This window comes from Streptomyces sp. RPT161 (assembly GCF_027533845.1).
Taxonomy (GTDB): domain Bacteria; phylum Actinomycetota; class Actinomycetes; order Streptomycetales; family Streptomycetaceae; genus Streptantibioticus_A; species Streptantibioticus_A silvisoli_A.
On sequence record NZ_JAPZVN010000016.1, the window covers coordinates 37,203 to 55,330 of the forward strand.

14 protein-coding genes are annotated in these 18,128 nt (G+C 61.8%); 4 read left to right on the top strand and 10 right to left on the bottom strand.

Annotated features, from left to right (window positions below):
• Positions 1–77 precede the first annotated feature (77 nt).
• Complete coding sequence (locus O5O46_RS25845; RefSeq protein ID WP_269857976.1) at positions 78–1,232, top strand: tyrosine-type recombinase/integrase; 1,155 nt, start codon at positions 78–80, stop codon at positions 1,230–1,232.
• Positions 1,233–1,289: 57 nt separating this feature from the next.
• On the opposite strand, the gene O5O46_RS25850 is transcribed toward O5O46_RS25845, so the two are convergent.
• Positions 1,290–1,478: a helix-turn-helix transcriptional regulator gene (locus O5O46_RS25850; protein ID WP_269857977.1), complete on the bottom strand. Its 189-nt coding sequence runs from the start codon at positions 1,476–1,478 to the stop codon at positions 1,290–1,292.
• A gap of 1,714 nt (positions 1,479–3,192) precedes the next feature.
• On the opposite strand from O5O46_RS25850, the gene O5O46_RS25855 reads away from it, so the two are divergent.
• Positions 3,193–4,032, top strand: coding sequence for a DUF317 domain-containing protein (locus O5O46_RS25855; RefSeq protein ID WP_269857978.1), 840 nt, complete (start codon positions 3,193–3,195; stop codon positions 4,030–4,032).
• Positions 4,033–4,105: 73 nt separating this feature from the next.
• Here the strand turns inward: O5O46_RS25855 and O5O46_RS25860 are convergent, their stop codons facing one another.
• The 5 genes from O5O46_RS25860 to O5O46_RS25880 are packed head-to-tail and all read right to left on the bottom strand — an operon-like array spanning position 4,106 to position 9,784.
• Complete coding sequence (locus O5O46_RS25860) at positions 4,106–4,573, bottom strand: DNA phosphorothioation-associated protein 4 (protein ID WP_269857979.1); 468 nt, start codon at positions 4,571–4,573, stop codon at positions 4,106–4,108.
• Positions 4,573–6,630: an AAA family ATPase gene (locus tag O5O46_RS25865; RefSeq protein ID WP_269857980.1), complete on the bottom strand. Its 2,058-nt coding sequence runs from the start codon at positions 6,628–6,630 to the stop codon at positions 4,573–4,575. The genes O5O46_RS25860 and O5O46_RS25865 overlap by 1 nt, the downstream gene beginning before the upstream one ends.
• A complete protein-coding gene (locus O5O46_RS25870) occupies positions 6,627–6,791 on the bottom strand; it encodes a hypothetical protein (RefSeq protein WP_269857981.1) in 165 nt (54 codons plus the stop codon). The genes O5O46_RS25865 and O5O46_RS25870 overlap by 4 nt, the downstream gene beginning before the upstream one ends.
• A gap of 42 nt (positions 6,792–6,833) precedes the next feature.
• Positions 6,834–8,963 carry a DEAD/DEAH box helicase family protein gene (locus O5O46_RS25875; protein ID WP_269857982.1) on the bottom strand — a complete coding sequence of 710 codons (2,130 nt, stop codon included), beginning with the start codon at positions 8,961–8,963 and terminating at the stop codon, positions 6,834–6,836.
• A gap of 23 nt (positions 8,964–8,986) precedes the next feature.
• Positions 8,987–9,784, bottom strand: a complete 798-nt coding sequence (locus tag O5O46_RS25880; protein ID WP_269857983.1) for a hypothetical protein — start codon at positions 9,782–9,784, stop codon at positions 8,987–8,989.
• Positions 9,785–10,404: 620 nt separating this feature from the next.
• On the opposite strand from O5O46_RS25880, the gene O5O46_RS25885 reads away from it, so the two are divergent.
• Both O5O46_RS25885 and O5O46_RS25890 read left to right on the top strand, forming a co-directional pair.
• A complete protein-coding gene (locus O5O46_RS25885) occupies positions 10,405–10,875 on the top strand; it encodes a hypothetical protein (RefSeq protein ID WP_269857984.1) in 471 nt (156 codons plus the stop codon).
• Between the two features lie 391 nt (positions 10,876–11,266).
• Complete coding sequence (locus tag O5O46_RS25890; protein WP_269857985.1) at positions 11,267–13,000, top strand: ATP-binding protein; 1,734 nt, start codon at positions 11,267–11,269, stop codon at positions 12,998–13,000.
• A gap of 140 nt (positions 13,001–13,140) precedes the next feature.
• Here O5O46_RS25890 and dndE read toward each other — a convergent pair whose 3' ends face one another.
• From dndE to dndB, 4 genes are read right to left on the bottom strand one after another with little or no spacing between them, the layout of a single operon-like run.
• On the bottom strand, positions 13,141–13,527 hold the full coding sequence (gene dndE / locus O5O46_RS25895; RefSeq protein WP_269857986.1) for a DNA sulfur modification protein DndE: 387 nt from the start codon (positions 13,525–13,527) through the stop codon (positions 13,141–13,143).
• Positions 13,517–15,508 carry a DNA sulfur modification protein DndD gene (gene dndD, locus O5O46_RS25900; RefSeq protein WP_269857987.1) on the bottom strand — a complete coding sequence of 664 codons (1,992 nt, stop codon included), beginning with the start codon at positions 15,506–15,508 and terminating at the stop codon, positions 13,517–13,519. The genes dndE and dndD overlap by 11 nt, the downstream gene beginning before the upstream one ends.
• Positions 15,483–17,000 carry a DNA phosphorothioation system sulfurtransferase DndC gene (dndC, locus tag O5O46_RS25905; protein ID WP_269857988.1) on the bottom strand — a complete coding sequence of 506 codons (1,518 nt, stop codon included), beginning with the start codon at positions 16,998–17,000 and terminating at the stop codon, positions 15,483–15,485. Before dndC ends, dndD begins: the two co-directional genes overlap by 26 nt.
• Positions 16,997–18,103, bottom strand: a complete 1,107-nt coding sequence (dndB, locus tag O5O46_RS25910) for a DNA sulfur modification protein DndB (protein ID WP_269857989.1) — start codon at positions 18,101–18,103, stop codon at positions 16,997–16,999. The genes dndC and dndB overlap by 4 nt, the downstream gene beginning before the upstream one ends.
• Positions 18,104–18,128 lie beyond the last annotated feature (25 nt).

Consider the following 18,128-nt stretch of genomic DNA (forward strand, 5'->3'; position numbering starts at 1 on the left):
TGCCCAGCTCAGGGGTGTACCGAACCATCGGCGGTCAGCAAACCGTCAGCATCAGCGTTCGGAGATTCGACGAGACCATGGCAACCAAGAGCCTGGCCCGCGGGATGGGCACCTTCTTCAAGGACTGCGAGCACCCCAGCTCGAGGTGGTCCAAGTGTCCCCACGATTACAAAATCAGGTACCGCAACGCGGCCGGGAAGCAGACCGAGGAGTCTGGGTTCACGACCCAGGACAAGGCCATCGCCCGGCTTACGGAGGTCTACGCCGCCAAGAAGGCGGCCCAGCACAACCAGAGCAAGGCAGAACGCATCCGCAAGTACGGAGCAATGCGCTTCGAGGACTACACCGCTCAGTGGCGGGAAGGCCAGCGGCACCTCGCCGCCGCGTCGATGCGGCACCTCGACTCCCTACTGGAGCACCATCTCTTTCCCGCCCTTGCCAGTCGCAGGATGAACAGCTTCGACCACAAGGTCGTCGACAGCTTCATCCAGGCCATGGAACGGGAGGGAGCTGGTCTGGCAACCCAATCCAACGCTTTTCAACAGCTCAAGGCGATACTCCTCGACGCACACAGGCTGGGAATCTTCTCCGAGAACCCGCTGGAAGGCGTCAAGCCACCCCAGTACGACCCGAGCAAGGCGGTCATCCCCTCCAAGGAACAGCTCCGCGAGATACGCACCGCTGGCGACGACACATTCCGGCTGATCACTGACCTCATGAGCGGCTGCGGCATGCGAAATGGTGAGGCAGCCGCCGTAAACACCAACAACATCGTGGCTAACGACACCTACCGGATATCGGAGCAGGTGAACCAGACCACCAAGCAGTACGCACGACTGAAGCACCGGAAACCTGGTGAGTACCGCGACGTGCCGCTCCCCGCTCGGGTCAAGGAGACCATCGAGTGGTACGCAGACAAATACGGCACCGTCGAGGGGTACCTCCTCCGTCACCCAAAGGACCCGAGCAAAACGTTCCCCGAGTACTACATCTCGAATCAGTGGAGGAGCATCAAGAAGGCCGGGGAGGTCGACATCCCCGAGGGCATGGTCATCTACGGCTTCCGCCACTTCTTCGCCTCGAACTGCCTTACCAACGGAATCCCGATCACCGACGTCGCGGAGTGGATGGGCCACAAGAGCCTGGACATCACCTTCAAGATCTACCGGCACCTCATGCCCGGGTCTATCGGCAAGGCCGCGAAGATACTTGATCTCGGTCTTGCCGCGTAACGCGCACGGCCTCCCGCTCTGGCCGGAGCGGGAGGCCGTCATCGAGGCTTTCGGGCCCTACCCGGAGACCGTCCGCTGCTTGACCCACGCCTGGACGTCGGAGACCTTGAACTGAATCTTCGCATTGCGCCCTCGCCCAAACTTGTAGGGAACCAACCCCAGCTGCGGAGCCTCCCTGTACACCCACGGCACGGACATGTTCAAGTACTCCGCCGTCTGTTTGACGTCCATGAACTGCGTCCCCATACGCAACTCCACAATGATTGGTGCGAGCACCTGGGCGGATTCCCAGATTGAGCTTCATTCTTGGGGCGATGGCCGACTTGGATCAGCCGCCATGTTCTGCTATGTCGGAGTGCGACGTCTGGAGACCTACGCAGCCGGGTGGCCTTACACCCGGGCATGGGCCGCTCCAATCGCCCACCGCTCCTCTCAGGCACCCCCGGCTCATTCGCCAGGCTTCGCCGGGATGCTGGTCGCGTGTGGGAGCGGACCTGGCTGGAAGGTTCCCGGTCCGCGTTGTACGCCGGTAGTTGCAACGACATGGCCTCCGTCAAGGTGGTCACCGCCGCCCGCGCGACCAAGGACACGGGGGCGGACATGAAGGTCAAGTGCAAGGAGACCGCCCGCGGAGGACTCGCGGTGAACGTCATCGAGTGCTAGGCGGATAGGCCCTGACCTGCGGCTTTGAGTCTTTCAGCGTTGTCAGCGCCTTCCCTGCTTACCTGGCGGATTGTCCCCGAAAAGTCCCCGGGAAATCCCCCCGGCTCAGGCCACCCTGACCAGCGCTTCAGGCCAGGCGACGAACACCGCGCGACACGTGGATCACCCTTGTGGCGGTGCTGCTCCACCTCATCCAATTGTTCTTGCTCCGGCGCTCCGGTGGTCCAGGCGGTGCTGGAGCGGCTCATTACTGCCAGCCGCCGGTTAGCCGTCGCGCACACGGTGAACCGCTCCGAGGGTCTATGCCCAGGCCACTCCCGCTGAGGGCAGTTCGTGCGGCCGCCTTCACCTTCCCCCAAGTAGCGGCACCGGCCCCGCATACGTCCAGGTGATCCCAGGCAGCAGCTATGCCATCCTGGTCGATGGCGGCGTGTGCCAGCGGAGGCCCCTCCGACATGGACACCATCTACTAACGCACAGTCAAAAGCTGCCGCCCTCCGGTATCACTTCGGGGACGGCAGCGTCGCGCTGTTCAAGCCCAGGCAAGGCGAACAGCCCGAGGGACTCGCCCACGGCAATGACGGCTGCCCCGCCCTCCGGCTGCCGTCAATCAGCAGGGTCTCGGGCACGACTTCGACCGCCACGAGGGGCGGGTCGCCTGGGCGGTCAGCCACTCCTCCACATCAGCCTCCGTCACCAGGTGAGGGGCTTGAGGGAAGGAAGCGATCGCGTCGTTCAGCAGGTCCGCCATCGTTACTCCCGGTCGTACCGACGACGGGTGCCAGATGGTCTTCCTCCACCCGTGGGTAGCGAACGTGGATCTCCCACGTCTCTTCCGGCCCATCGGGCAGACTGGCCGCCGCGTAACCGATCTGCCCTATCGGCTCGTTGACCAGGACAGCGATGCGCCGTCCTAACGCCGTATGCGCCCATGCCACCGTCCGTACCGGATGAGACGGCGACTCCTCGTTGCTGAACTGCATGTTCACTCCGAGTAGTTGGCGTCCTGCACGAGTGTTCTCGCTCCCGTCTCCGCCTGACCCAGTAGGACCGCAGGGATCAAGTCACTTCGAGTGGTAGGCGCTGATCCGGTGAACGAGGCCCGCCTCTCGGCATCGCTCACAGCAGACGGTCATGACTGGAGACACTGCTCGAGAGCATGCCAACGTACAGGTGCCGGCAAAAGACCAGGTCAGCAAGGCGACGGTTAAGGGAGCGCGCCCCCTGGTCGCCTGCTGTATCCACTCCGAGCGGTTCACCCCACGGGACATGCCGCCGGTATCTGGAAGGACGGAACGTGACGAAAGATCTCCGCGGTGCCGCTGCCGTGCGGCACATCGATCAAGCGAAGGAGCTCAAGGTCTCACCGGTGTATCTGGCAGGCGAGGACCGCAGCGGGGCTGCGCGCGTTCTCCTCCCTCTGCGGGATGACCTCGGGTGGTCGGTCGGCTCCACAGGCATCGCGAACGTAGTGCTAGACAGCCCCTGCCGTCGAGCACGGATCGGCTACCTGCCCACGCATCCTCTTTACAGCTCCTTGTGGGTTGTCCGGATCGCCCCAGGGCCGCTACACCCGTACCAGTGGTCTGCCGTCTTCTCTCACGGCACCCCCAGTGAGATCGTTGCCGATTTTGCAGAAGCGCTCGCCTACGACCTCGTTGGCGGAGGTCGAGATGCGCTACGCCCCGAGCGAGAATTCGACCGGGTGCTCTCGGCGCTCATCCGTGCAGGCTGGCACAAGGTTCAGGAAGTCCGGGGAGCGGAAGGAGCAGAGGGTGTTCGCGACGGTGGCAAGTTGACCTTCAACTCGCCGGACAGCTTGGCGCGTATACGCTGGATCGATGGATCGGAAGTCGATGCTGATACAAGGGAGTTGGGACCTCACACAGGGTGGGCCTTCAGCGCTGGTCTGCCAGGCGCAGGCTGGAGTGCGCTCTTTTCACCGGAGGTTCCCGACCATCTCGTCGCAGCCGCCAGCCGCCGATTGGCAGTTGTCCAGCCGGTTTTCCGCGATGAACGCGAGTTGGTCCCGGAGCTCCGCAAGCACCTGACCATCAGCCTGGTGTCCACTGATCAGCGAACAGCCACAGGACGGGACTGGAGCCGAAGGCGTCGCGAGCCTCGACACGGCAGCTGATCGACCGCCTCGGTAGGGGGAGAGGCCGTGACTCCCCCTACCACCGGTGCTACGTCAATGTAAAACTGCGCCTCTACCAGTCAAGGTCGCCCGTGGTGAGGATCTCGGTCGCCACGTCTGCCTCGTCACCCTGCGGTGCTGTGAGTGCCTCCATGACTAGTGAACTGAGAATGCCCGTCAGGTCACGCCCTCCACTGGCGTTCAGCTGGCCTTGGATGTAATTCAGGCCGCAGTTGGCGTACTCCTCGAAAATCTGAACGCGTTCCTTGAGTCGGTCATCTGCGAGAATCTTGGCATCCTCCGGCTTCTCGGACGCAGCGAGCAAGTCCAGGAGCACGTCGCCGAACGAGCGGTTCTCCACACGAGAGAGGTTGATGGGTTCCCCCGACTTGTCGAAGGGCTCCCGCCGCCCCTTTTGCTTGCCAAGGGCGGCGGCGAACATCATCGCCTCGTACATGGCTGTGAATGGGCCGCTCTTGCCTGCGAGGGCAGCCAAGAGCTCTTCGTGGTCGGCTGGGCGCCGAAACCGCTCTTCGGCCATCAGACGGTCACCTCTTCCAGGACGGTGTGTTCGAAGTCGCCTCGGCTCACATACGGAACGGCACGATCGTTGATGGTGATGTTCTGCTCCTTGGCACCTTCCTTGGAGGTGACTGACCGCAGGACGTAGATACGGGAGGCTGCCGTCTGGAGATGCTCCAGGACGCGCCCCCGCGCCTGGGACTGAGAGAGCAGGGTCACGATCTGCGAGGTCAGTTGCGGCAGGGATTCGGCGACCTGGTCCTGGTACTCGATGTCAAGGTTGCCGAACGGGGCATCCATGACGACGGGATAGATGCCGCCCTCGTCAAGGTTGGCCTCATCGGTCTTTTGCTTACGGTTGTGGATCTCCTTGGCCATCTCGGAGACCGCGCCGACGAATGACAGGCCAAGGATCTGGTTCTCTCCGGTGCTCCGGATCGCGGCGGGTCCTGCGGTGGTCGCGTGGAGTTTGAGCTCGAAGTTAGGAGTGAGCTCCGGGGTGAACGGCTTGATGCAGATCCGGGAGAAGACGCCTTTGACCTTGGCGTCGAGCTGCTGGCGCACCTCGGCGGTGCGTACTTCGAGGATGCGGCGGAACGCCTCCAGGACCTCGTCCACGAGAGCCACCTGCCGCTGAAGGTTCTGCGCCTCGGTATCTTCGACCTTAGCGGCATGGAACTGTCGGCGCAGCCGGGTGATCTCTTCGTCCAAGTGCTCCTTGCCCCGCTTAGCGTCGCGGTGAGCGCCGAGGGCTTCGATGCGCTTGTCGTCGAACTCCTTACGCCGGTCTTCCAGTTTCTGGACGTCGACGACGTCGACACCCTTCAACTGGCGGGCGATGTCACTCTCCTCAGCATCGAGGTCGTTGATCTTGGCTTCGATGGCCTGAAGTTCGGCGCTGATCTCACGAAGTTCGTCCAAAAGAGCCTTGCGTGCGTCGATGAGCCGGGCTGCGTTGCCGCGTAGGTTCATCCATCGCGCCTGGACGTCCGCCAGTCCGGCATTCTCCAGACGTTCCAGCAAGGCCGTATGGGCGGGCGATCCGGCAGGAACGGGGGTTCCGCACATGCAGTACCCGTCCTCCAAGAGCCCGGTGATGTAGTCGCGCTGGATGCCGGAAGGGAGCTCCTGACGCCTCCTCATGCCCTCAGCGAGGTCGATCACGGCCTGGTCGATGCCTGCGGTGAAGGCGATGAAGCCCCGCTCCGCCAGCACCCGTCGCTGCTTGTCCTGTAGCTCCTGGTAGCGGTTCTTCTCCTGCTCTAGCTCCTTGGCCAACCGCACCCGGCGCTTCTGCAGCGGAGCGGCTTGGCCGTTCTCGAGAAGGGCCTTTTCGGCTGCTTCGACCTCCCGCTGGTAGGCGGAGACGTCCGCGGAGAGCTTGAGTAGTTCGCGGTCGATGGCCAGCTTCTGCTGTTCGAGCTGATCCTGCGTATCGGCAATCTGCTGAAGGCGCCCGCCACCGAGCTTCTTGGCAGCAGCAGTGAGCTTGCGAGATGCCGCAGGCAAGTGGACATCGATGGCTCGCTCGATCATCTCCAGACCCATGAGGGTCTTGATTGCGTCCTGGACGTCGCCGGTGCCGTCACCGGTGAACATCCTCTCCATGCGTTCGCCGTTGAAGAAGAAGAAGCGACGGAGCCCCTCGGGGAGGATCTTCTCGATCCGGTCCTGGCCGTTCTTAACCTCTGAGCTCTCGCCGTGGCGCGTCTCGGTCACCGTTAGCGTCGGACGGGGCAGGTCCTGCCCCTCGGAATCCTTGATCGCGCGAACCTCCCGTAGAACTGTGACCAGCACCCCCTCGTGCTCGAACTCAAGCTTGACCCCTGCGTGCACGGAGGCGCCGAATGCCGCATCCGCCCATGCGCGATCGTTGATGATCCGTTCCTGGTGCTCGACGTCACTGGTAAAGGTCCCGTACAGAGCCCAGGTGAAGGCGTTGAGCAGGGTCGTCTTGCCCGCGCCGTTCATGCCAAAGATCAAGACAGCTGGCTTGCCGTCGGTGACGTCAAGCCTCAGCACATGCCGACCGTGGAAGACACGGAAGTTGTCGACGGTCAACTTAAGCAGCTTCACTTGGCGAGCTCCTTGACCGCTTCGATGATCTTGGGGGTGAGTAGGGTCGGGTTCTTCACGTGCAGGAACTCACGCTCCAACTCCAGCACACGTTTGGCCAGTATGCGGGCTTCCGGCGACAAGCTGTTCAGGATCTCCTTCGCGGTCTCCTGAGCGTTCACGGCCCCCTCCTTGCTCACTCGTTCCTCGGATCATCTCAATGATCAAGCGTCCATGAGCCCGTAGCGCTGCCGCAGCGGGCGCAGGATGTCTAGGGTGGCAGCCTCGTTCTCCGCGAGGCAGGCGAACTCGGTGACTCGGGCGAGCTCGCGGGCCACCATTCGGCGCTCGGTCTCGCGGTGCAATAGCTCCATACCGTCTGGAGGGACGACGATGAAGTCGACGATGTCGGCCATGTCCTTGCCAGGTGCGCGGCGCAGTACGCGTCCGCGGCGCTGGATGAACTGACGAGGGTTGGACGAGCTGGCTACGAGGTAAGCGGTGCGGGCAGCCGGCACATCCACCCCTTCGTCCAGGCAGCGCATGGACAGCAGGACCTGGAGATCATTCCCTGTGCTGAAGCGGCGCAGGATCGCGCGGCGCTGCTCGCGTGGCGTTTCGGAAACGTACTTGGCAGCGGGCATGCGAAGTTCGCGACCGACCATGTGCAGTGCCTGGTCAAGCTGGGTCAGCTCGTCGAGTTCTCCGTGGATCCCGTCTGCGAGGGGGTGTCTGCCCTCCGCGCAGTACAGGAGTTGGAACCAATCGTTCTCGCGCTTGACGATCTCCCGCCGCAGCGCGGGGAGCTTGGCGCGCGCGTGTCCCAGGATGTTGGCACGTTTTCGCAGCAGTCTGCCCAGGGGGCTGTCGTCGTCGGCGTCGTCGCTGAACTGCTGCGTGGCGAGCACCTTGGCGATCTTCTCGGTGACCTCGGCGTACAGCTCGGTCTCTTCGGCATCCAGTTCTACCAGTACCGGGGTGTAGGTGTAGCGGCACAGCGCGCCGACCCGGATGGCATCCGCGATGCCCATCTCGAAGATAACGTCACCGAAGTACCCCTGAAGGGCGGCGGTGCCGTCGTCGTCAAACCAGCGCTCCGGTGTGGCCGACAGCCCAAGCCGATAGGCAGCGGCGCCGGGCAGCTGGCTGCGTAGGCGTCGGGCTCCCAGGTTGTGCACCTCGTCGCCGATGAGTAGGAAATGCCCCCGGTATCGGGCCAGTAGGGGCTGGAGGATATCCCTGCCAAAGGTCGCGTTGGTGGTTACGATGACTCCCCCGCGAGCGGTGCCGAGGGTGAGCGCATCCAGGAGGTAGGAGGCTCTGCGGTACCACGCGTCCGTGGACTCGTAGGCACGGATGGCAGTGATGCCAAACCGCTCGACGTCGTCGACCCACTGGTCGACCAAGTGCTGATACGGAACCACGATGACAGTCAGCAGGGGAAGTTCGGCTTGCTGCTTGAGTCGTTTCGCAAGCTGAGCCGCCGCAGACAGCGCGGTTAGCGTCTTGCCAATTCCCGTGGCCATGCGCAGGATGCCGCGAAGGCCATTGGTGAACCAGCGCTGTACTGCCTGCTTCTGGTAGTCACGCACCTGCAAGTCCGCAGGGATGGCGAGGATGCCGTCAGTGTCGGGTCGCGGCAGTGTGATGACCGTGCCGTCACCAGGCGGCACCTGCGTGACGGTCTTGCTCTTCGCTCTCCGCGCATATTCCTCGATGAGAGGCCGGGCGGCATCGGTGAAGTCGAAAACGCGTAGCAATGGAGTCTGGTCTTGCCACAGGTCTTCGAAGTCCCGACTGATGCGGACTGCCCGTTCGCTGTCACCGGAGTGCCAGCTACGGAAGACTTCGACGGACTCGAAGTTGCCAGCGAGCCCCGGCAGGGTCTCATTGGCACTGCCTTTGAACGCGACCAAGTCACGGCTGTCGCGGAACACGCCGATCTTCTCGTGATACATGCCGACGCGGTCGTCAGCTGAGACGTACGCCAGCTTGATGTCCAAACGCCCCTCGGCGACGAGCGCGCCAAGCTGACCCAGCCCATGTGCCGCAACGGGATCCTGGCAAGCCTCCTTGAGATTGCGGAGCGCGGCACGCTCCAATACGGCGCGCAGTGCGTACCCTGCTTGGATCTGGGTGACATCCTCCTGGTTGAGTTGAGGCGAGGCAACGATACGAAGTTGTCCGCCACGGGAAGCGAAATCATCCAGCCCCTGGCCAAGAACCGCAAGTACGGAGGCACTGAAGTACCCGACTGCGCGGTCATATTGCGTCGACGCCGCCAGAGCGGGAACATAGAAGTCCTTCACTAGATCCGCGCGATCGCTGCGGTAGTCGCTGTGAAGGTTGGTCATATGCAACGCACGAGCCGCAGGTGTCATCGCAGCCCCATCAGCTCGATAATCTCATCCGTCGAGGCACCACTTACACCCGCCTCGGCAGCTTCCTCACTATCCACACGGTGAAGCTGAACGGCAGGCAGGTGCTCATCCCGCATGATCCGGGCACCGTTCCCCCGTCGGACAACGCCAGCGTTCGTTGTGAATGGCGCCGTGGAGGACACCTGTCGAAGAGTGGCCAGGTTGATAGTGAAGTCCCGGGTGAGGTTTCGCTCCAGGTCAGCCAACGAGATAGACCCTCCTGCGCGATCTACCTCTTCAGTCACGAGTTCCTTGACGGATGTGTAGCGCCGCATCCCCCAGCGTGTGAGAGCCCACTCACATATATCGCTGCGCATAAAAGAGTCATCCGCGGACAGTTGGGCTTTCAGAGAATCAACGTTGATGTCCCCTCCCATCCGGTCGGCAAGTTCTTGAAGGGACATTGGATGGCCAGCTTGCAGCAGGCATATCTCCGCGCGCGCCTTCAATGACCTACGGCGTCTCCCATTCGGCCGCGAGCAGGAGCCTACCGGTGATGGCATTTCAAATAGCTGAAGTTCTTGGCCCTGGCCCGGCTCCTCCTTGACAAGAGTCCAGCTATTGACGTCCGTCATAGCAGTCCTGTTGTCGCAAAGGAGCATGCGACGAATGTTCTTCGCATCCCCTACTTCAGGAATGCGCTGCAAGATCTCTTCTTCTGTGAGACACCCCTCCACAGCCAGCACGGCTACCACTCGATCCGCCAGAGAGGCAGACAGCGCCACAGGAACCATCGGCTCCTCATCCGCCAGCACCCAACCTCCTCGACTGGGACGTGCCCGAAGAACCCGCGACGCGAGTCGGTCAAGATCGGGAGGAAGTTGGTCAGCCTCTGCCAGAAGCTCACCAAGCGTCGTTCGTCCACCTTGCGCTGCCGCATGAGCCGCGAGACGAGCTAAGGCGGACGCTAGGGACATTTCCGTTCCTTCTGATGGACTGTGCTCACGTTCAGGGGCACCCGGCGGGATCACCTCGCGAGCATACGATGTCGCAGTGCCAGCGTGCCCTGTTACGGCACGAGCATCGTGATCGACAACAGGGCACCCAGCTAGGTGAGACTCGGCGCTGCGCGGACCGCTTGCGCGCTTGCTGAGCTGACTCACGCGCGGGCTCGTTGACGCGGAGGTACCTCACTTCACCTCCCAACTTTGCGCCGCAAGCTGGTGCTTCGCAGTCTGCACAGCACACGATGGCGCAGAGGAGCGCAATCCTCGGGGCTCCAGGCCGCCCTCCCCTAGCGCAAGGAATTTTGGAGCAACGCCCCACCGCCGCAAGGTGGTTGGGTTAGCCTCGATCGAGCCACAACAGAACACACCTCCGTCACTTCAACCGCGTCCTACCGCATGGGGGCCGCAGTTAGACCAGGAGACCCAGCATGCTCACGGAGCAGGCGCAGCGCGCCCTTGTTCTGCTGACCCGTCACGCCGACAAGACGGGCGACCAGTTTGTTCTTGACCGCGTGGACCGGGCAAAGGATGAGATCATCCGGCTAAACTCCAGCAGCCCGGCGCCTTTCCAGGTACGCAGTGCCTTAGCGCACGCCGGAGCAGTACTTCGGCAGCGTCGAGCGCTCGTGCCGTCGGTTCAACTGAGTGAGGTTCAGCCACAGGACGAGCCCGGGAAAGATGATCTGTCGTTCGCTGCGATCGAGATCTACGAATGGCTCCGAACTACCCCCTCCCTCAGCACACCACAGCGCCACCTCCTGCAGGAACTGGCGAGCGGCTACCAGATCGAGGCTCTCGCATCTCGGCGAGACGTTCCCTTGCAACGCATGCGTGAGTCCATCTCCCGCGTCCGGAAGCGCGCTCGCAACGCATACGCAGTCGAAGGGACTGCGGCATGAGCACGACTCGGCTGTATCGCCTCGCTCCCTGGGTGGTGCGTGCCCTAATCCCAACGAGAGTCATCGGCACGTATGTGCTCTACATCCAAGGGAAAGCCAACTACATCGGACGGAGTGACACATGTATACGGCGTCGGCTACTCCACCACTGCGGGACGGCGCGCGGTGAGTACTTCACGTACGACGTACACGCCTCCCCTGAGCAAGCTTTCGCGGGCGAGTGCAGCCTATTCCATGCTCTGCGCCGCCAACTGACCAACATCCGCCACCCCGACCGTCCCGACTTCACCCAGACGGTATGCCCCTTTTGCTGGTCCACTCTGCAAGCTACACGCCAGCACCGACTCAGCATGCCCGTGCTCAGATCACCCCAAGATGCGAAGGAAAAAAGATGAACGCCGAACCGCTGTTCCATCCCCCTGCGCCCAGCACGAACACGACGGGTTGGACGTCCCACGCGGACATCATCAAGATCGACACTGCATTGGAGGCGATGCGGGATTCAGGATTCGACCTGACCGCGGCAATCGGTGAACCCATCGACAACTCAATCGAGGCTGGTGCGACCATCATTCAGGTCCTGCCCAGTTTCGCCCCCAAGAAGAGTAGAATTAATGAGATCGCCATCCTCGACAATGGCCGGGGAATCAAAGGAGAAATCCTCGCCCGAGTACTATCGATGGGCTACAGCACCCGATATGGACAGCGAGGAAGCCTGGGTCGCTTCGGAGTGGGCATGAAGCTGGCCGGACTCAGTCTTGGACGGCGCATTGACGTCTACACCAAGCAGGTCGGCGATGATGCTATCGGGCACGCCTACCTCGATATCGAGGAGATCGCAGCCGGACAGCAGACACACATCGAAGCACGCAAAGTGGATTCCTGGCCATCTCCCTACTCGGAGGTGATGAATTCATTCGATTCAGGCACGCTGGTTGTCTATGGAAAGATTGATCGCCTAACCGATGGCGGTCACTACGGCACCAGCCTCAGCCAGAAGCTCACAGATCTCCGCACCTTCATCTCCCGCACGTATCGAAAGTTCCTGGATCAAGGGTTGACGATTAAGCTCAACACGACAACGATCACCCTCCTTGATCCACTGTTCCTCCTGGACAACCCGCGTATTCTTAAGGATTACCCTGATGGCACAGTACGCGGCCGAATTATCGAGGAGGACGACATCCACATCACCAATGGGCACTCTATCCACGTCACCGTCACGACCGCGCCACGCGAGTTTCGCTGGCGAGAAGGAGAAGGCGGCCATAAGGACCGCTACGGTAGGGACATCGACAGCTACCAGATCCCCGACAGCGCCGGGAAGATCAGCATGGTGCGGAACGGCCGCGAGATCAACTACGACATTGTCCCTCGACTGCTTCCATCCGGTATCGACAAGATCGATCGCTACATCGGTATCGAGGTCACATTTCCGGCCGAGTTGGATGAATTCTTCCAGGTCCGCAACGTCAAGCGCGGCGCCGTTCCGGTCGACAAGCTTCGAAGCGAGCTCCGCCTCTGGCTTGACCGTCCAGTGAGGGTTGCACGAAAGGAGATTCGTGCGCATTGGGGGAGCGTCAAAACGAGAGAACGAGAAAATGATCGACAACATACAGAGGCGACGAACGCCGCAACACGCGCCAACAAAACCGCACCAATGGGGCAGGCAGGCAAGAACCTCACCGATGAAGACACCGAGCAGATTGTGCAGGAACTGCTCCACGACCTCGGCATGGCTGACGACCGCGAGCAGGCGGAACAAGTCCGCGAGCAAATTCAGCAGAATCCCTTCACGCTAGTCGACGGCGCCTGGCCGGGAAAAGAGATGTTTGAGATTGATCACCTAAACGGTAAGGCGATCATCCGCCTAAACCATAGGCACCCTTTCATGCAGGACATCTATCTTCGACTCAAGGAAGTCGCCGACGGGGGCACCAATGGTGCGGACGTTGACGAACTCGTCAGGCTAATCCGCAAAACGGAGACGGCCCTCGACATCCTGATCCTGGCTTACGCGAAGGCCGAGAATATGGACCCCAAAACCGAAAAATACGAAGATCTCCGAAGCTACTGGGGGCAGTTCACCCATTCCTTCATGCGGGAACTGCCTAACGATGAATGATCCGTCGTGGCCGCACGCCAACTTCAAGCAAGGCGTGCGGCCACGGGAAGCCTTCACCGTCAGCCTCAATTTCAATCCCCGTATAAAAGTGGTAAATGGCCGGGCCACTCGTGAGCCCGGCCATTTACGACTAATCGGGGCTACTTAGCTGTTACTGCCGAGTCCACGAGTTCGCGAATCGTGCGTACCTCCTTGTTGCCTGCCAAGTAGCCGATGCCGCGATGCAGATGGATGGTGAGAGTGCGGCTGATCGATTTCTCGTCCAGCGGCAGACCATCCGCAGCGCAGCGTTGTTTGAGCAGAGCAAGGTAAACGTGGCCGTGCTGAGTACCGGCGAAGGTATCCCAGTCCATTTCCACGTTGGAGTCGGTGGTGATCTCCTTGACCAGGGGGGTAGACGGGTCGGAGAGAGAAACAGTCAGGGCCCAGCGGCAGAGCACGTTCCAATGCTTGATGCCGGTTGTGCGCTTCAGCCGGACTAGCTGGTCACGTGCGGCCTGGGAGAGTCGAATATTGTCAAGCGACATGCGCTGCTCCGGACGTCCACCAGTAGCCAGATTCGACCGAGGTGGTGAAGTTGGCGTCGTCATGGACGAGGGTGTAGGTGCGGGCAATCGAGGGCTTCAGGCGCTGAAGCAGGTGCTTGTCGATCTCCTCGTCCGTAGAGAGGAGGAGCACCTGGTGGCTGGCGTGAGGGAAGTACCGGTCGACCAGGTGTTCACGGTGACGGCTGTCCAGGCGTCCGAGTGGGGTGTCGATGACGCTGGGCAGCCAGTTGCCGGCGACACGGGCAAGCCCCCACAGCAGGGACACTGCAAGAAGCTGGCGTTCACCTGCGCTCAAGCGCCCAGGATCCAGCACCTCACCTTCCGCGTCGATGAGAGTGAGCGCGAACCTTTCGGTGTCGATGCGGAGGTCCTTCACCAGCCCGCTCTTGCGCATCAGCCGGGTGAAGCTATCGAGGACAGCGACTTCGAGGCGATCGATCTGCCGCTGCAACAGCATGCCCTTGAACCTGGCAAAAGCAGCACGGTGACGCTCGCAGTGGTCGATGATCCGCTCGGTCTCTTCCACCCTCATTAGGGTCTCGACGCGCTCTTCGTGAGCGCGCTTCAGTTGTTGGGCGAGCGCCGCCTGTCGATTCTTGCTTGTCTCATACGCCGCATCAGCCCTGTCCAAATCGGCCATGGCATGATGCAGGACTTGCCTGGCCTCGTCGCGCTTCTTCAGGCTTCTCGCGATCAAGTCAGCGTCAGGCACGCTCTCGAGCTGGGCCTTGAGATCCTCCAAGGCTGCTGCTTGCTCCGCCGCCTGCTTGAGTAGTTCCTCGGCGCGCCGCTTTTCGAGCGCAAGGATGGAGTCGATCGCAGCAAGCTGTGCAGCGCCTTCCGCGGTGAGGTTCAGCACGCGCTCTGCCTGGCCGGCCATCTCGCGTCCGCGGCGGTCGGCCTCAAGATGCTCCTGCAGGAGCTGACGCTCACGCTCTGAGAGGGCCTCACCGAGCTGGTCCATGAGCTCTTTGTCTCGACTGGTGAGCACGTCGAGGACTTGGGCTGCAGCGTTTGCTTGTTGCTCGATATCAGCCTGCTTGTGGAGTGCAGTGATCTGCTCGGCCACCAGCCGAAGTGGGAGGGCACCACCGGCGAGCTTAACCAGCGCCCCATCGGTGGCCTCCAACTGTTCGGTGATTACGGCTTGGCGTTCTTCCAGTTCGGTGCGCCTGGTGAAGAATTCGCCTCCGTTCTTCTCGAAGTCGTGCTCGGCCTTCTCTAGGGTGCGCTTGGCGTCATCTACGACCGACTGCAGCTCGCCTTGTCTATCCTTGGCGGCGTCCACGTCGTCCTGGATGGCCTCCAGCTGTTCCTCCAACTCGCGGATCCGTGTCAGCGCGCTTTGGTCCGCTTCGGTAAGTTTTTTGCGCCGCTGCAGGGTCTGCAGATCGGCGCGAAGCTGCTCCACACTCCTCACGCCCAGCAGGGACTGCACGGCAGACTCGATAACGGCCGAGGCACGCTCGGGGTCGGCGAGGGACTCGACCTTTTCTCCATCGAAGAAGAACAGAGAGCCAATCTCCAGCGGCAGTAGGTCTTCTACGTGGTCGGCCCATCCCTCGCTGATCGACTTCTGCCACTCGTCGTCGACCTTAACGTTGACGTACTCGTGCAGGGACTTGCCGTTGACTGACCAGTTTCGGGTCAGTTTGTAGACGCGTTCTTCGCCCTCGTCGGTTACGGAGAACTCCAGGGTGATGGAGGCGCCGTGTTTGGGGTCTGCCTGGCGGTTGATCGACTCGCGCAGGAAGGTCTCGTACGAGCGCGTGCCTCGGCTACTGCATCGAGCTCGGGGCCCGTACAAGACGAGCTGGATGGCGTCCAGCAGTGTCGTCTTGCCGCAGCCATTGAGCCCGCCGATAAGCACGATTGGCTTGCCGGGCTTGGTGGTCAGGTCGAGACTCTGCTTGCCTCGGTAGGCCCCGAAGTCCTCAAGCGTGATGTGGTGCAGAAGCATCGGCGTTCTCGTCGTCCTTGGTCAGGGGCAGCTGCCCGGGGATCTGGTCGCGCAGCTGCTTCTTGCGCACGGCGTAGGCGTAGGCGTCTTCCTTGTTGTCGAAGAAGCCTCGTTTGATGGTGTCCTCCAGAGCGTCGAACAGTCCTGCTCGCCGCGTCATGGTACGGAACTTGCGCTCCACGCCCAGGAGCTCCCGAGCGGTCGTGAAGAGCAGTTCATCGCCCTCGCATGCTTCGCGTAGCAGGTCGATCTCGTCTGCTCCGAGCGCCAGATGCTCATCCAAGGGCCTGCCGGGGAAGTCCTCCCCTGTCTCTTCCTTGAAAATGCGTGGAAGTGAATCTTCGACCTCGTGCTTGTCGAAGACCCAGATTCGGCGGATCTCGTGCAGCTCGGGCATGGTGATCAGCTCGATGCCGCGGACGTGTTCGGGGGCGTGCCGACGGACCCAGGTCTGCGCCTTCAGCAGCTCGCGCAGCCAAGTTTCCCTGGATTGCTGGGTATAGGGGCCGTGGACCAGCCTGTTGTCCTGGCCGAAGATCTGGATCTTGCCGTTCATCTTGCGGAAGTCCCGCAGATGTGTGTCGTCGGCCACGTCCAACTTATTGCGGAGGTCTAGGAGCGGCTGCATCCACTCCTTCTCTTCGTCGTTCTGGATCATTGCAGCCATCGACTTGTCCTGCTCGACCAGCGTGCAGGTCCAGCAGCCGAAGCGGCTGTCGCCGCATGAAGGCGTGGTGTCGTCTACGACAAGCGGGCACTCCGAGTCCTCGGACGCAGACTGATACATGGTCAGCAGGTCCTTGTTGGAGTAGCCCCAAGGATTCTCCTGTTGCATCAGGAAGGTCCACACCTCATCGCTGGACCAGTCCTCGATTGGGCTGTAGACAAGTGAGTTTGGCAGGTTGGCGTTCGGTGAAAGCCGGTCACGCACCCGTCGCTTTTCGTGCTTCGCCATCGTCTTGGCCCGAATTTGGCTCTCCTGCTTGCGAATTCCCAGCACGAGGATCGCTTCGCCATGCCGACGCACAACGCTGCGGATGAACTTGTTGGATGGCTTGATCTTCATCCGCTCGGTGCACCAGCGGAACTTGGGGCGCGGGGCTGGGTAGCCTCGGCCGATCAACCCGACCCAGAAGGTGTCCTTGACCTCTGGTGTCAGCCTGTTTGGCTCGATGGGCAGATGTTGCCCGACGGCGGCCTGGCGCATCGTCTCCAACGACTGAGTCACCCACGAGGCAACGATGGGGTTTTCGACGAGCGTGTCGGTAGAAATTACGTATACAGGCTTCGTGCGTTGCTCCTGTGGCAGCTCATTCAGCGCGAGCCACACTAGTTGCAGGACGGCCGTCGAGTCCTTGCCGCCGCTGTAACCCACCACCCAGGGAACCTCGTCCGCGGTGTAGAGCTCGCGGATCTCGGCCGTGAGCTTGGCGACGACTTCCTTGAGACTGCTGCCCTCGAACGCCGAGGTACCTCGTGTCGCGGTACTCATGCCTCTCCTCGCTGGTATGCGTCTTCGGCGCGCTGCTCCTCCGGGCTGAGCGGGAGGCCGAGTGCGTGCCGCAGGTAGTTCACGGTAAGGGTCACCTGGGTGTGGCTCTTGGATACCTTGCCACCGATGATCGCCCGGCCTTCCCAGGCAGGGTTGGACCTCGCCCAGTCAACCTTGGACAGAGGGTCAAGGCGCGGAGCCCACTTCTGCGGATCAACTGATTCGCGAAGCAGGGTGTTCCCGATGCGGCCGAGTGCGTGCAAGGCGATGCCATGGCTGTGGATGTAGTCGCGGCGTACGTCAGCAGCGGTCATCGCGCGGTTACGGACCATCTGCCACTCAGGGACCAGGGTGTCAATCCGCTCCCAGAACACCTGGGCCACCTCTTCGGCTGCCTTCTTCTTCAGCTTGAGTCCCTGCAGGAGTGACTGGTTGGCCGAGTGAAGGGCGCTCAAAGTGAAGAGTTTGCTGGAACGCGCGGACAGGGTGCTGCTGGCCATCTCAACGTGCTGTTTGAAAACAGGTGACTTGAGAGCAAGAAGTCGGGTAAGCCCGGCTAGGTCGTCGCGGTGGTCGTACAACACGCCGATGGAGCGCGAAGGACGCACCGCGTGCCGGTTGAGATCAGCGAACATCTGCTGCGAGCGCGCGAGCCCGGCATCGTGGAAGAAGACGACCGCGATGGTCTCGTCCCCGAGGTCGGGGTTGTCCTTCAGCGCGAGCTCAATGGCGGCGCGGCGGTGCTGCCCGTCGTTGATCAGGAAGCGGGCTGCCATCGGAACACGGATCTGCCCGGCGCGCATACCTGCGCCCTGATCGCCGATGCTCTCGAACGTAACGTCGCCGTCGATGGACGCGGTGAGGGCACTGAAGACGTAGTCGTCCGGGTTGTCCAGAATATACCTGGCTAGAGCCGGTAGTCTTCCCTTGTTCAGCACTCGCTGGGCCCGCACCTCGGGGGCAATCTCGTCCTCGTCAAACAGGAAGATCCTAGGGATCAGTCTCAGGGGACACATCGAGACAAAGTACTCACGTCCTGCCTGAACCCCCCGAATGGCAGGGAAGACGTACTCGAACCCAACTGATGTTGCCTCGCCCGCCACAGGCGCACCTTCTCCCTCAACGACA

Bases quoted from the DNA above. Each gene is read 5' to 3' on its own strand.
- O5O46_RS25845 (WP_269857976.1), top strand. From the start codon at position 78: ATGGCAACCAAGAGCCTGGCCCGCGGGATGGGCACCTTCTTCAAGGAC.
- O5O46_RS25860 (WP_269857979.1), bottom strand. From the start codon at position 4,573: ATGGCCGAAGAGCGGTTTCGGCGCCCAGCCGACCACGAAGAGCTCTTG.
- O5O46_RS25890 (WP_269857985.1), top strand. From the start codon at position 11,267: ATGAACGCCGAACCGCTGTTCCATCCCCCTGCGCCCAGCACGAACACG.
- O5O46_RS25875 (WP_269857982.1), bottom strand. From the start codon at position 8,963: ATGACCAACCTTCACAGCGACTACCGCAGCGATCGCGCGGATCTAGTG.
- dndE (WP_269857986.1), bottom strand. From the start codon at position 13,527: ATGTCGCTTGACAATATTCGACTCTCCCAGGCCGCACGTGACCAGCTA.
- dndC (WP_269857988.1), bottom strand. From the start codon at position 17,000: ATGAGTACCGCGACACGAGGTACCTCGGCGTTCGAGGGCAGCAGTCTC.
- O5O46_RS25885 (WP_269857984.1), top strand. From the start codon at position 10,405: ATGCTCACGGAGCAGGCGCAGCGCGCCCTTGTTCTGCTGACCCGTCAC.
- dndD (WP_269857987.1), bottom strand. From the start codon at position 15,508: ATGCTTCTGCACCACATCACGCTTGAGGACTTCGGGGCCTACCGAGGC.
- O5O46_RS25850 (WP_269857977.1), bottom strand. From the start codon at position 1,478: ATGGGGACGCAGTTCATGGACGTCAAACAGACGGCGGAGTACTTGAAC.